11 protein-coding genes are annotated in these 14,225 nt (G+C 69.8%); 6 read left to right on the top strand and 5 right to left on the bottom strand.

Annotated elements, in window-relative coordinates; genetic code table 11:
* Nucleotides 1–335: 335 nt before the first annotated feature.
* From FFS56_RS20940 to FFS56_RS13530, 4 genes are read left to right on the top strand one after another with little or no spacing between them, the layout of a single operon-like run.
* Entirely contained in the window at nucleotides 336–2,417 is a 2,082-nt protein-coding gene (locus FFS56_RS20940; RefSeq protein ID WP_171010997.1) for a sigma-70 family RNA polymerase sigma factor, read from the top strand.
* 9 nt (nucleotides 2,418–2,426) lie between these two features.
* Complete coding sequence (locus FFS56_RS13520; protein WP_046748837.1) at nucleotides 2,427–2,798, top strand: YrdB family protein; 372 nt, start codon at nucleotides 2,427–2,429, stop codon at nucleotides 2,796–2,798.
* Nucleotides 2,799–2,808: 10 nt separating this feature from the next.
* Nucleotides 2,809–4,173 carry an FAD-linked oxidase C-terminal domain-containing protein gene (locus FFS56_RS13525; protein WP_046748836.1) on the top strand — a complete coding sequence of 455 codons (1,365 nt, stop codon included), beginning with the start codon at nucleotides 2,809–2,811 and terminating at the stop codon, nucleotides 4,171–4,173.
* Nucleotides 4,166–4,573, top strand: a complete 408-nt coding sequence (locus tag FFS56_RS13530; RefSeq protein WP_046748835.1) for an NUDIX domain-containing protein — start codon at nucleotides 4,166–4,168, stop codon at nucleotides 4,571–4,573. Before FFS56_RS13525 ends, FFS56_RS13530 begins: the two co-directional genes overlap by 8 nt.
* 28 nt (nucleotides 4,574–4,601) lie before the next feature.
* Here FFS56_RS13530 and nagB read toward each other — a convergent pair whose 3' ends face one another.
* From nagB to FFS56_RS13555, 5 genes are all read right to left on the bottom strand, one after another.
* Nucleotides 4,602–5,381: a glucosamine-6-phosphate deaminase gene (gene nagB, locus FFS56_RS13535; RefSeq protein WP_046748834.1), complete on the bottom strand. Its 780-nt coding sequence runs from the start codon at nucleotides 5,379–5,381 to the stop codon at nucleotides 4,602–4,604.
* Complete coding sequence (locus FFS56_RS13540) at nucleotides 5,374–6,339, bottom strand: ROK family protein (protein WP_171010998.1); 966 nt, start codon at nucleotides 6,337–6,339, stop codon at nucleotides 5,374–5,376. Before FFS56_RS13540 ends, nagB begins: the two co-directional genes overlap by 8 nt.
* Nucleotides 6,340–6,382: 43 nt before the next feature.
* A complete protein-coding gene (locus FFS56_RS13545) occupies nucleotides 6,383–7,570 on the bottom strand; it encodes an ROK family transcriptional regulator (protein ID WP_046748833.1) in 1,188 nt (395 codons plus the stop codon).
* A gap of 79 nt (nucleotides 7,571–7,649) precedes the next feature.
* A complete protein-coding gene (locus tag FFS56_RS13550) occupies nucleotides 7,650–10,937 on the bottom strand; it encodes a family 20 glycosylhydrolase (protein ID WP_127011903.1) in 3,288 nt (1,095 codons plus the stop codon).
* The gene (locus tag FFS56_RS13555; RefSeq protein ID WP_231589723.1) at nucleotides 10,928–12,145 is read right to left on the bottom strand and encodes an alanine racemase; all 1,218 of its coding nucleotides are present in this window, start codon (nucleotides 12,143–12,145) and stop codon (nucleotides 10,928–10,930) included. The genes FFS56_RS13550 and FFS56_RS13555 overlap by 10 nt, the downstream gene beginning before the upstream one ends.
* Before the next feature lie 25 nt (nucleotides 12,146–12,170).
* On the opposite strand from FFS56_RS13555, the gene FFS56_RS13560 reads away from it, so the two are divergent.
* Both FFS56_RS13560 and FFS56_RS13565 read left to right on the top strand, forming a co-directional pair.
* A complete protein-coding gene (locus FFS56_RS13560) occupies nucleotides 12,171–12,575 on the top strand; it encodes a RidA family protein (RefSeq protein ID WP_046748830.1) in 405 nt (134 codons plus the stop codon).
* 108 nt (nucleotides 12,576–12,683) lie between these two features.
* On the top strand, nucleotides 12,684–14,174 hold the full coding sequence (locus tag FFS56_RS13565) for a L,D-transpeptidase family protein (protein ID WP_231589722.1): 1,491 nt from the start codon (nucleotides 12,684–12,686) through the stop codon (nucleotides 14,172–14,174).
* The last annotated feature ends 51 nt before the right edge of the window (nucleotides 14,175–14,225 follow it).

A 14,225-nucleotide genomic window follows, 5' to 3' on the forward strand; every position in this document is an offset into this window, starting at 1 on the left:
GCGCGAATACCCCCCGCACCAGTGCCTGGATCCCGCCCCCCGGTGGGATCGCTACGGCTGTCTACATGGGATGAGACGTGGAACATCCCGATTCATTACGCGACTTCCCGAAAAAACTTCGACAGCCCGAAAAGACGTCGTCGATCTCCGGCCCCGCACATCGCACGCCCGCTGGGCGGTGACAGTGCCCGAAGCCGGGCATCCGCTTGGAGTTCCGACGGAGGGTGGCTTACCTGGGAGATTCGCGAGAGAATGATGAAGTCGCGTGATGAGAGGCGCTCTCCTGCGTCTCTTCCGGTGGAGGCGCAGCTGCGCCCCGCGACAGATGGATGATTGTGCACGAAGAGAACACGACTCACGACGAAACGATCGGCGACGCCGACCTGATCCTCCGCACCCGCTCGGGAGACACGGGGGCGTTCGGTGAACTCTGGCGCCGACACTATCCGTCCGGACTCTCCGTCGCGCGCTCCGTGACCTCGTCGATCGACCCGGACGATCTGGTTCAGGAGTCGTACACGCGCATCTATCAGGCGATCCTCAAAGGCGGCGGCCCCAACGGCTCGTTCCGCGCCTACCTCTTCACGAGCATCCGCAACACGGCCGCAGGGTGGGGGCGCGCGCGCCGCGAGACGGCGATCGACGAACTCGACACCGTCGCCGACCCCGACAGCACCGACCAGGCTGCGAGCGAGGCACTCGACCGCAGCCTCACCGCTCAGGCGTTCCGCAGCCTCCCCTCCCGTTGGCAGGAGGTGCTCTGGTACACCGAGATCGAGCAGATGAAGCCGCAGGAAGTCGGGCCCCTGCTCGGCATGAAGGCCGGCGCCGTGTCGCAGTTGGCCTTCCGCGCCCGCGAAGGCCTGCGTGAAGCGTGGATCCAGGCCCATCTGCGCAGCGCCGAAGACGGCTCAGAGTGCCAGTGGACCATCGAGCACCTGGGCGCGTACTCGCGCGGCAACCTCAGCACTCGCGATCACAAGCGCCTCGAACTGCACCTGGACGAGTGCGCGCGGTGCATGATCGTCTCGGCCGAGGCGAAGGACGTCTCCAAGCGTCTGGCCCTCGTGCTGCTGCCACTCGTCCTCGGCGTCACGGGCGCCGCGGGGTACCTCGCCACGCTCCAGGGCGCCGGCACGCCGATCGTCGCCCTGGCGGCGATGCCGTCCAGCATTCCCGGCGCCGTCTTCGCCGGCGACCCCGGCGCCACGCATGCCGCAACCGGTCTCGCCGCGGCCGGCGGTTCCGGTTCTGGTTCCGGTGCCGGCGGCTCAGCGGGTGGAACGGCCGGCGCTTCGTCAGGAGCCGGATCCGCAGGTGGCATGTTCACCGGTATCGGTGCACTGGTGGGAGTGGGATCCGCCGCTCTGGTCGTGGCCGGTGTCGTCGCCGCCGCCGCGATCGTCCCCGGGCTCGCCGGTGCCGATCCCGCGACGTCGCTTCCGAACGCCGGCGACGAGGACCCGTCCTCGATCTCTGCAGATGTCGGACCCGACGAGACGATGAACCTCGACGAGCCCGTCGTCATCGAACCCCCGGTCACCGTCCCCGACGAGACCCCAGCGCCGCCGGCCGCAGAACCTCAGCCCGGCGCAGATCAGGCGGGCGCACCCGTTCCTGTACCGCCCGCCACCGTCCCGCCCGTCACGGCCCCGCCGGTCATCGTTCCGCCGGTCGTCGTCCCGCCTGTCGATCCCGTGGACCCGGTCGACCCTGTGGACCCCGTAGATCCCGTCGACCCGGTGGACCCGGTGGACCCCGTCGATCCGGTGGACCCCGTCGACCCCGTGGGTCCGGTCGCCCCCACGGAGGCACCTACGTGGCAGACCGCCACCATCTGGTTCAACGGACTCCAGGTCCACTACAGCATTCCGGTCTCGGGTGTGGCCGGCCAGAGGGTCGAGGCGCTCCTGGACGACAGCACCGGCGGAGGCGACAGCATCCTGCTCGACGAGTCCGGCTTCGGCGTCATCGATCTCCGTCCCACCTTCTGGCAGTTCATCGACGCCGACCTCACGACCGTCACGTTCCGCTACGTCCTCGCGTCCGGCACGGGCCCTTCCGCGGTCACCACCCTCCTCGATCTCGAGCCCAACCGCCCCGAGACTCCGGGTGAGGTGGTTCCGGTCGAATCGGCCACAGCGGAGCCCTCCACGACGAGCGACGTTTCCGCGTCGTCTGTGCCGTCCGAGTCTGCTCCGGTCGCTGCCGAGCCGGAGGCACCCGCGTCAGACCCGACACCCACACCGGTCGAAGCAGCACCGGCACCGGTCGAAGCAGCACCGGCACCGGTCGAAGCAGCACCCGCTCCGGTCGAGACGGCCCCCGTCCAGACTCCGCCGGCCGAGACCACGCCCGCAGCAGCGCCCACGGAGGCGCCCGTTGCACCGGCTGAGGAAGCCCCCACCGGCGAATAGACTGGATCCATGTCCTCGGATCCCGCTCCCGTTCCCGGCGTCGACCGTCCGGTGGTCACCGCACTCGACATCGTGCGCGCTGTCGTCCTCATCGTCGCCGTCGCCTCTCTGGCCTTGTGGGGCTTCGCGAGCTGGGATCTTCCGTGGAACATCGTCATCGGTATCGGCGCGCCGGTACTGGTGATCCTGGTGTGGGCTCTCTTCCTCTCGCCGCGACCTGTGCTGCGCGTGCACCCGTTCCTCCGCGCCGCGGTCGAGCTGCTGATCTACGTCGGCGTGACGATCGCCTGGTGGTCGATGGGGCAGGCACTCATCGGCACCGCCTTCGCCCTCGTCGCCGTGGTCGCCGGTGTGCTCAGCGGCCGGCGCGCATTGTCGTGAGATCTCCCTCATGAGTGTGCTCGCGCTCCTTGAGGAGTCCCTCGGAGCGCTCGTCGACACCGATGAGGCGACGCTCGAGGAAGCCAGAGCCGACCGCTCAGGGCACGCTGCCGCCGGCAGACCGCTCGCTGTGATCCATGCGGAGCGGGTCGAGCACGTGCAGCAGACCATGCGCATCGCGACCGCCACCCGCACACCGGTCGTGGTGCGTGGTGCCGGCACGGGTCTCGCCGGTGCCGCGAACGCCGGTACGGGCGAGATCGTCCTCTCCCTGCGCAGGATGACCGCGATCAACGAGATCCGTGCCGACGATCTGCTCGCGGTCGTCGAACCCGGCATCCTCAACGCCGACCTCAACGCCGTGCTCGCGGCTCACGGGCTGTGGTGGCCACCTGACCCCGCCAGCCGCGACATCTCCACGGTGGGTGGGAACATCGCGACAGGCGCCGGAGGGCTGCTCTGCGCCAAGTACGGGGTGGTTCGCGACGCCGTGCTGGGGGTGGACCTGGTGCTCGCCGACGGGCGCCTGCTGCACCTCGGACACCGCAGCGTCAAGGGAGTGACCGGGCTCGATCTCACCGCGTTGGTGGTCGGCTCGGAAGGCACGTTGGGCGTCGTCGTGGGCGCGACCCTCAAGCTCCGCAGGCTCGTCCCCGGGGAGACCTGCACGATCGCCGCGACCTTCTCGGGGGTGCGTCACGCTGCCGCCGCCTCGGCCGCTGTGACAGCCGCCGGCGTGCAGCCAGCCATCATGGAGCTGATGGACGCCGCGAGCCTCACCGCCGTGCACGCGCTCCTCGCTCTTCCCATCCCGCATCAGGGAACAGCTCAGCTGACCATCCAGACCGATGGTCCGGCCGCCGCGGCCGAAGCGGATGCGATCGCCGCGATCCTGCGCGCCCATGACGGCCTCACTGTCGTCTCGCACGACCGCGACGAGGGCGAGCGCCTCCTGGCGGTGCGCCGTTCGATGCATGCAGCGATGGCCTCGCTGGGGACGACGCTGATCGAAGACGTCTCGGTACCACGGAGCGCCATGCCGGCGATGTTCGACGAGATCGCCCGCATCGAACGCGAGTACGACATCGTCATCCCGACGGTGGCACACGCAGGCGACGGCAACCTGCACCCGAACTTCATCTTCGAAGGGACGCAGACGCCTCCGCATGTGTGGGCGGCCGCCGACGAACTGTTCCGCGCCGCCATCCGCCTCGGAGGAACCCTCACCGGGGAGCACGGCATCGGGGTGCTCAAGCGCCGCTGGCTCGCCGACGAACTGGGCGACGACCAGTGGCGACTCCAGCGCCAGATCGCCGCGGTCTTCGATCCTCTCGGCATCCTCAACCCAGGGAAGGTCTTCAGCCCCGATGCCTGACATCCACGTGAGCGCGGCCGTGATCGTCGATGAAGCGGGGAGGGTGCTCGTCGTCCGCAAGCAGGGAACGACCATGTTCATGCAGCCCGGCGGCAAGCCGGAATCCGGCGAGTCCCCGGCGCAGACGTTGATCCGCGAGATCGAGGAGGAGCTCGGGGTGGTGCTCGATGAAGCGGCGCTCCGCCCTCTCGGCACGTTCGTCTCCGCCGCAGCGAACGAACCGGGTCACCGTGTCGTCGCCGAGGCCTTCGCGACCTCAATCGATCCCGCGACCGTCGCCGTCCAGGCCGAGCTCGCCGAGCTGCGCTGGATCACGCCCGCAGACGTCGGAACGCTGCCGCTGGCGCCGCTGAGCCTGGAGCACCTGCTCCCGATCGCCTGGCCCGCCCCGGCGAACTGAGTTCACCAGGGCAGGCATCAGGCACGTCTCAGATGCCCTGCCAGGCCGGCTTGTTGGCGAACGTGTACCGGTAGTAGTCGGCGAGCGCGAGACGCGACGCAGCCGCTTCGTCGACGACGATCGTCGCGTGCGGGTGCAGTTGGATCGCCGATCCGGGCAGGATCGCCGACAGCGGGCCCTCGACCGCACCGGCCACAGCCTCTGCCTTGCCCTCGCCGAAGGCGAGCAGCACGAGGTGGCGCGCCTCCAGGATGGTGCCGAGCCCCTGCGTGATGCAGTGCATCGGGACGTCGTCGATCGACTCGAAGAAGCGGGCGTTGTCCTCGCGCGTCTGCTCCGTGAGGGTCTTCACACGCGTACGCGATGCGAAGGAGGAGCCGGGCTCGTTGAACCCGATGTGCCCGTCGGTGCCGATCCCGAGGATCTGCAGGTCGACTCCACCGGCAGCCGCGATGGCCGCGTCGTAGTCCTCACCCGCATGCTGGATGGTGGCCTCCGCGCCGTTCGGCACGTGGATGCGCGCGGGGTCGAGACCGAGCGGCTCGACGACCTCGCGGGTGATGACCGAGCGGTAGCTCTCCGGATGCGCCGGGTCGATGCCGACGTACTCGTCGAGGGCGAAACCACGCACCTGTGAGACGTCGCGGCCTGCGAGCTGCGTGCGCAGCGCCTGGTAGACCGGCAACGGGGTCGACCCCGTTGCGAGGCCGAGGACCGCGTCGGGACGACGCGCGATCAGCTCCACGATCTCGGTGGCGACCAAAGCGCCTGCGGCCTCGGCATTCTCGACGATGACGACCTCAGCCATGCGGGACGATCTCCTTCTCGGTGGTGGAGGCGCCGACGAGTGCGGCGCCGAATGCGGCAGCGGGGGAACCCGCGGGAAGCAGTTCGATTCTCTCATCCAGGCGGAGCGACCGCATGAACGGCGAGGCCTCCGCGCCGGCATGCAGGGCCGCGCGGAGTCCGTTCTCGAGTCGGTCGCCGAGAGCGGTGAGCCCTCCCCCGATGACCACCCTCTCCACGTCGGCGGAGAGCACGAGAACACGCACTGCGGCGGCGGCCCCGTGATAGAGGTCGTCACGGAGGGAGACAGCATGCGGATCCCCGGCGTCCGCCGCATCGAAGATGTCCCTGATGGGCAGAGTGCCGGGTCGCCCCCAGGCCTTGGCCAACGCCCCTCCGCCGCAGAACGTCTCGACGCACCCGTACTGCCCGCAGCCGCACAGGCGCCCTCGCGGATCGACGGAGAGATGACCGACCTCCCCCGCGGTTCCGCGTGCGCCGCGCCAGATCCGTCCGTCGATCACGATCCCGGCAGCGACGCCGGTCCCGAGATTCAGGTAGGCCATGGAACCGGCGACTCCGCTCAGCACCGCAGCGCCGAGGGCCGCGGCCTTCACGTCGTTCTCCACACGGAACGGGACTCCGAGAGCGAGTTCGGCCCTGACGGCGAGGTCCAGGGACTCCACGCCGAGGTTGACCGCGTGGTCGACACGGCCGGTCTCGGCGTCGACGAGGCCGGGGATGCCGATCCCGACGGAGCCGACGTCGGCAAGGGGGAACCCGTTCTCCTCCGCGAGTGCCTTCACGGCCGTAACGATGCTCTCGACGACCGCGTCATCGCCCCAACCCGTCGGTCGGCGCAGGCGTCCGCGGATGGCCCCGGAGGGGTCCACGGCCACCGCGTCGATCTTCGTGCCGCCGACGTCCAGGCCCACTCGAATCGGCCGACCGGCGCGGTCGGCAGTGCTCGCACCCGTCATCGGATGCTGCTCCCGGCCGTGCCGTCCACGGTGCGGATGACGTTCACGACACTCCCAGCTGTCCCGAGAGCACCATGACCGCAGCTCCGCGCAGGACGATGTCCTCCTGGTGCGTCAACCGCACGACGACGTCTTCGAACACGCCCTCGAGGGTGCGCGCGCGCAACGTCGCGATGGCGGCCTCGATCAAGATGCCGTCGAGCAGCTCCGCCGGACCGGAGATCACCACCTCGGAGAGGTCGAGGGCAGCGACGATCGGAGCGGTCGCGATCGCCATCCGCGTCCCGGCATCGCGGAGGATCTCATCGCGTGCCTCCGGATCAGCGGCGATCGCCGCCTCGAGCCGACTCACGCTGAGCCACGCCTCGAGACAGCCGTCCTTCCCGCACGCGCAGCGAGGGCCCCCGTCGGTACCGACGACGACGTGACCGATCTCTCCCGCGGCGAAGCGGCTGCCCAGCAGAGGCTGGCTGCCGGTGATGAGGCCGGCGCCGACACCCTTGCCGATCTTGATCAGCATGAAGTCGGCCTTCGCCTCGCCGAACGTGTACTCGGCGAGCACCGCCGCGTTGGCGTCGTTGCGGGCGAGGACCGGAAGGTCGAGATCGACGCCGAGCTTCGCCTCCAGCGGGAAGTTCGTCCAGCCGAGGTTGGGAGAGCTCAGGACGAGCCCGTCGGGACGCACGACACCCGGGGTGCCGATGCCGACGCCAAGCAGCGGCTGAGTCGAGGCCTCGACCAGCGTCTGTGCGAGTTCCCGCAGCGCCGCGTATGCCGCCTCCCCGTCGGGGGATTTCGGACGCGGCACCTCGCGCCGCTCCAGCACGTCTCCGTCGAGGCTCAGCACCGCCCCGGTGAAGGCGTCGGGGCCGGAGAGATCGAGGCCGACGATCTGATGGCCGAAGCGATCGATGTCGATGAGGATGGGCGGCTTGCCCGGCCCCACCGCTTCACGGACGCCCATCTCGATGACGATCCCGTCGGCGATGAACTCGGCGACCAGGTCGGAGATGGTGACACGGGTGAGGCCCGTCTCCCGGGAGAGGTCGGCGCGACTCATCGCCCCCGCGTGGTACAGCGTCTGCAGCACCAGTGCGCGGTTGTGACCGCGCGCATGCTCTGGCAGCACCTTTGATCGCGAGCGCAGGTGGCGCCCCGGGCCGAAGGCGTGCGCATTCGCACCGGCGTACTCTGACGGCGATGCGGAACGCTGTTCATCCGAAACGGACATGTTTGTTAGTAGACCTTACGAACAAAATTTGCGCAACCTCTGCCCTCGGACGCGCTGGCAGGGTTACCGAAACGTTACATTACTTTCGATCGTCGACGACGACCGTGCGTGAGCGCCCGATGAGGCGCTCGACCAGGCCGGCGACGATCTGCTCCCGCGCCTCGATCGTGAGCGGCTTGCCCGGCACGCCGGGACGGCGCTGCTCGGGCTCCGGCCCGTCAAGGGGACGATACCGCACCCCCGCTGCGGCGAGCCGGCGCAGGTGCATCGGCAGACGCCGCTCGAAGTCGGCGTAGGGTCCCGGCTCCCCGCCGTCCCACAGACGCTCCGCGATCGCGGCGAGTCGAGGGAACATCGCGAAGTCGACGCGGTCCCTGGTGGGCAGGTGCTCGCTCCACACGTTCGCCTGCCCGCCCACAGCGCCGTCTTCGACACGCAGGGAGTACGCGCGCTCGATCGTGAGAGGCGGGCCCACTCTGATCGGCTCCTCCTCCGACTCCGACTGCGGGTAGTCGAGGTAGACCTCGAGGTCGGGGCACGCGACGACCTCGATGCCGAGCCGCAGCGCCTCACGCATCGCGGCGGGACCCCGCCACGCGAGGATGCGCACGCCCTCGGGCACGTCGCCTTCGAGGACCTCGTCCCAGGCCAGTGCCGTGCGGCCTCGTCCGCGGACATGCGCGACGAACTGCTCCGTGAACCACGGCTGCACGTCGTGTGCAGACTCGAGTCCGAGTTGTCGCATGCGCTCGGCCGCCGCGGCGCTCTGCTCCCACTCGGTCACCGGCACCTCGTCACCGCCGATGCCTATCCACTCCGAGTCGAACGCATCGCAGAGAACATCGATCGCGGCGAACCCGAAGGCCAGGGCCTCGTCCGTCGGGGCGAGGGTGCGCGGATTGACCCCGAAGCGCTCCCATGCAGACAGCACAGGCTCTCCGACGTCGACGTTGCCGAGCTCCGGATACGCGGCGAGACCCGCTTGGATGTGTCCGGGCAGCTCGACCTCCGGCACGAGGGTCACGAAACGTTCTCGCGCATAGGCGACGAGCTCTCGCAGCTCCGCTGTCGTGTAGAAGCCCTCGTGCACTCCCGGCTCCACGGTGGACAAGGGGCCGTGTCCGAGCTGGGTGGCTTCCCGTCGCGCGCCCACTTCCGTGAGCCGAGGGAAGCCGGGCACCTCGAAGCGCCACCCCTGATCGTCTGTGAGATGAAGGTGCAGCACGTTCAGGTGATGATCGGCGAGGAGATCGACCAGACGACGGACCTCGTCGACGGTCCGGAAGTGCCTGGCGACGTCGAGCATCGTCCCTCGCCAGCTGTACGCGGGCGCTCCCTCCCACACCCCGGCGGGGATGTGGGCCGATGCGGCGTCCGGATCCCGCAGCTGCCGCAGAGTGGTGGCACCGCGGAACACGCCGGCGGGGCTCCCTCCTCTGATCTCGACTCCGGCTGCACTCACGCTCACCCGGAAGGCCTCGTCACCGACACGTCCTCGCGCCGCGGCCTCAGCGCCGAGGTTCTCGTCGACCATCAGTCGGATCGGCGGGAGTTCGGCGTCGCCCGCGCCGGCGAGACCGCCCAGCCGGGCGGCAGCGGCGACGAGCTCAGGGGCCGAGAGGATCGGCGTACGCTCCGTCCACGCGAATCCGGGGGCGACCGGATCGATGCGGGCACCGATGTGCGGCACGGTGGCGCGATGCGGCGGGGGCGGCATCCGCAGTGCGCGTCCGGGGGTCCGCCCCGTCGCCTCGCCCTCCGACACCACCGGCACTCCCCCGACAAGTACCTCGATGATCCCGCGCGGCGGTGCGAAGGGGGAGTCGAACGTGGCCCCCGCCTCGACCGTCTCCGGGTCGAAGAGCACGAGATCGGCGGTCGCTCCCCGCCGGACGACGCCCCGAGGTGCGTCACCCCGGTCGAGTCCCAGCCGATGCGCCGGCGTCCCCGACAGGTGTCGGACGGCCTCCTCCCAGGTGAGTATGCCGAGCTCGCGCACGTAGTGTCCGAGGTACCGCGGGAACGTGCCCCGCCCACGCGGATGAGGCCGCGCCCCGATCAGGATCCCATCACTGCCTCCCGTGTGCTGCGAGTGACGCATGATCGTCCGGACGTTCTCCTCGTCTCCGATGTGCATGAGGATTCCGGTGGCGGCGGCGTCCTCCACGATCGTGTCGAGCACCACATCGACGGCACGGCGACCGGTCGTGGTCGCGATCTCGGCGATGGTGCGGCCGATCAGACCCGAGAGGGCGGGGTTCACGGTGCCGGAGACCTGGATCTGCGTCCAATCGGCCCTCTCGCCGTGGAATCCGTCGCAGCCGACGTCTTCCAGTTCCACGCGGACGGCCTCCCGGCCCGCTTCGTCGAGCGCGGAGACGGCAGCGAGCAGGTCGCCGGATTCCGCCAGCCTGCTCGGCAGCAGAGCGGAGAGCGTCGTGGCGCCGGGCAGATACGGGTACGTGTCGAGCGTCACGTCGACGCCGTCCTCGATCGCCTCGTCGATCAGGGCCAGGAGCTCATCGGCGCGGCCGCGGTTCGGGGCGAAGTTCATCGTCGCGTGTGTGAGATGCACGGGGCACCCGGTGCGCCGACCGATGTCGAGCGCCTCCCGGTAGGCCTCCAGCGCCGCTCCCCCGTAGCTCCGGGTGTGCGGCGCCCAGTAGCCTCCTCGCTCGGCGACGATGCGGCACAGCGCTTCGAGCTCCGCCGTGTCCGCGTACATCCCCGGCGTGTAGGTGAGGCCGCTCGACATCCCGAAGGCTCCCGCGTCCAGCGCGCGACCCAGGATCTCCCCCATCGCGGTGAGCTCCGCAGCGGTCGCCCGACGGTTCTCGTGGCCGACGACCATCATCCGCAGATTCCCCTGGGGGACGAGGACGGCGGCGTTCGCGACCGCTGCGGCGTCGATCGCCGCGAGCAGGTCGTCCATCGTCCGCCACGGCACGTCGGCCGGAGTTCCGTTCCACCCGGCGATCTGCGCGGGGATGATCGCCGCCGCCGCATCGTCGAGGGGCGCATAGCCCAGGCCGTCCTGACCGAGCACCTCGGTCGTCACGCCCTGGCGGATCTTGGCGTCGTGCGCCGCGCCGCTCAGCACTGCGAGCTCGCTGTGCGCGTGCATGTCGATGAATCCGGGCGCGAGGACGAGTCCCTCTGCCGTGACCTCCACGGCGCCCTCGGGAAGTTCGAGTTCGGGGAGCTCGAGTTCAGGATTCACCGCATCGGCCGGGAGGATGGCGACGACCCTCGCGCCCTCCACCGCGACGTCGGCCACGTACCGGGGCGCCCCCGTCCCGTCGATGACGGTGGCTCCGCGGTACACCCGCACCTGTCCGGCGGCCGCCTTCTCGGCACTCAGAAGCACGTCGCCACCGCCCCGATCACGCGCGGATCGGCGGCATCGGGGTCGTCGATCACGGCGACGACCCTCCACTTGTCGAAGGCGGTGCACGGGTGGGAGAGCCCGAGACGGACGACATCGCCCACCGCGACCGTGTCATCGCCCGTGAGGCTCAGGAACGCATGCTGATCGTTCAGCGCCGTGATCTCCCCCCGCAGCCCCTGCGGGATCGGCAGATCCAGGTCGAAGGGCACATCGCGCCGTCCGGCGTCGAGGAGCGCAAGGCCGTCCTCGGGCTGCGACACCACCCGCGACCAGGCGTGCATCCCCGAGCGCAGAGGCGCGGTGCCGACGAGCGGTCCGAACGGAGACATGCGCGAGTAGAAGCCGTCGTCGTGGATCTGGAACGCCCCCGAACGCAGGACGACGTCCACCTCGTCCCCGACGGCTGCGAGGACGGCGGCCGCCCGATCAGGGAAGGCGCTGCCTCCCGCGCTGAGAATCGGACGGAGACCGTGCGGGTACTCCAGTCGGGCGTGCAGATCCACGAGCGTCTGCAGGTACGCGTCGACGGCGGCGACCGAGGCATCGGAGCGATCGGGACCGAAGGGCCCCTCGTATCCCGCGACGCCGGCGAGGCGCAGCCCGGATGCGTCCGAGACGGCCTCCCCGATCCGCTCGCCCTCCTCCACGCTCCGTGCGCCCGTGCGGCCGTGCGCGCCGCCGAGTTCGACCAAGACATCGAGCGGACGCGCGGCATCGCGCATCCCCCGCGCGAGGATGGCCACTCCCTCGAGAGAGTCCGCCCAGCACAGCACGCGCAGGTCCGGGTCGGCTGCGAGCAGTGCCCCCAGGCGACGCACCGCAGTGAGATCGGTGACCGCGTTCGCGATCAGCACGGTCGAGACGCCCGCGTCGACGGCGACTTCGGCCTGCCAGGGCGTCGCCACGGAGATCCCCCATGCTCCCGCGTCGAGCAGTCGCTGCCAGAGGGCCGGAGCCATCGTGGTCTTGCCGTGTGGTGCGAGGAGCACCCGGCGCTCTCTCGCCCATGCGAAGACGGTCTCCTCGTTGTGCGCGAGGGCGCCCTCGTGCACCGTCAGCACCGGCGTCACCAGGTCGGAGAGATGCAGATCCGCATCCCCCACCTGCGAGAGGCGGAGTCCCGCTGCGTGCGCAGGAAAGCCCTTCGTCCAGGTGCCGAGAGCGGGATCCGGAATTTGTAGAGGCATCTAACAATGCTACTAGGCTGGCGGCATGACCGCGAAGATCCGAGTTTCCACCGACGCAGCCCCCGCCCCCGCCCACACCTTCTCGCAGGGTATCCGCAAGGGCCCGTTCGTGCAGGTCTCCGGCCAGGGACCCGTCGACCCGAAGACCAACGAGTACCTGCACCCCGGGGACGTCGCTGCCCAGACCACCCGCACGCTCGAGAACGTGAAGGCGATCGTCGAGGCGTCCGGCGCGACGTTCGACGACGTCGTCATGCTGCGCGTCTACCTGACCAAGCGCGAGGACTTCCCCATCATGAACGACGCGTACGGCGCCTTCGTGACCGCTCACACGACCAATGGCGTCCTGCCGTCGCGCACCACGGTCTTCACCGGCCTTCCGCGCGAGGAGATGCTCGTCGAGATCGACGGCATCGCCATCATCGACTGACGTCTGCGTTGCGGGGAGGCACGTTATCACGGACCGTTGCCTCCCCGTTACCTCCCATCCCGTACCATTGGACGTCAGGACACGTTTGAGAGCCGGGGGGTGAAGTTCGTGACCGATCTGATTTCTGCGCCGGGCGCAGCAGCCGAGGCGCGTGGAGACGACTCCGCGCCCACTGCAGTGCTCGCGCCGACGGATGCTCCCACGGAGACCGTCCCGCCGACCACCGGTGACCAGCCGCTCGCCTGGGCTCCGATCGAACCGTCTCCCAAGAAACGTCGCCTCGGCCTCTGGATCGGCCTCGGGCTGGGAGTCGTCGCCCTCGGCGCCGGAGCCGCGTCGATGATCCTGATCGCACCGGGAACCACGGTCGCCGGGATCCCGGTCGGCTGGATGACTCCTGGCGCCGCCGCCGACGCCATCGACGCCCGCCTCGCTCAGACCGAGATCACGCTCACCGGCGCGGGAGACGGCACCGTCCTCACCGGCGCCGACCTCGGTGCGGATGTCGACGCCACCGCGCTCGCCGACAAGGCTTTCGCGGAGCACCCGCTGTGGAACCTCGGCGCCTGGATGGGCGACCCCGTCCCCGCGGAGATCGCCTTCGACACCGCGAAGGCGGACGCCGCGCTGCGTGGCGCCGTGCCGACCAGCTTCGACGACCCGGTGGATGCCGGTGTCGTCTTCGATGCCGCCAGCGGCACGTTCGTGATCACACCGGCAGAGGCCGGAACAGGGATCGACCTCGCCGACCTCAACGCCGCCTTCACGGCAGCGGTCGGAGAGGGTCGCAGCGCGCTCGAGTACTCGGGAGACGCCGCGGAAGCCGCACCGGCCGTCTCCGATGACGACGCCAGCGCCACCGCCAGCGCTCTCAACACGATGCTTCCCACCGTCGGCTTCTACGTCAGCGAGGAGCGCACCGTCCCGGTCGATCCCGCCGTCGCCGCCTCCTGGCTCACGGTCGTCGATGACGACGGACAGCTGAGCATCAAGGCCGACCCTCAGGCGATCCAGGCCACCGTGGACGGTCTCCCCTCCGCCGTCGACCGCGCTCCGGTCAACGCGACCAACATCGTCGACTCCGCCGGTACCGTGCTCCGTGCGGAGCAGGAGGGTGCGACCGGCCGAGCACTGGGAGACACGTCAGGCATCGCGGACCAGTTCGCCGAGCAGCTGGCAGCCGGAAACGGAGCCTTCGCGCTCTCGGTCACCGAGACGCCCTTCGAGACGGTGAACCTGTTCCGGCGCATCGACATCAACCTCAGTTCGCAGCGGGCCGTGCTCTACGAGAACGGCGCTGTCGTGAACTCGTGGGCCGTGTCCACCGGGCTGCCAGGGACTCTGACGCCCACCGGCAACTTCAAGGTGTTCGCGCACACGCGTATCCAGGACATGGGCTGCTACGAAGGCGCGCCGTACTGCACGAAGGACGTGCCCTGGATCACCTGGTTCGCTCCGAACATCGGCTTCCACGGCACGTACTGGCACAACAACTTCGGCCAGCGCATGAGCCACGGTTGCGTCAACCTGCCGATCGACCTCGCCAAGTACGTCTACGACTGGTCCCCCAAGGGGCTCGAGGTCTCCGTCCACTACTGACGAAGCGCTCCGCGCTCGCTCGGGCAGACGGGCCGAACACGAAGAAGGGGG

Source organism: Microbacterium sp. Beta (assembly GCF_005502545.1).
Lineage (GTDB): Bacteria > Actinomycetota > Actinomycetes > Actinomycetales > Microbacteriaceae > Microbacterium > Microbacterium oxydans.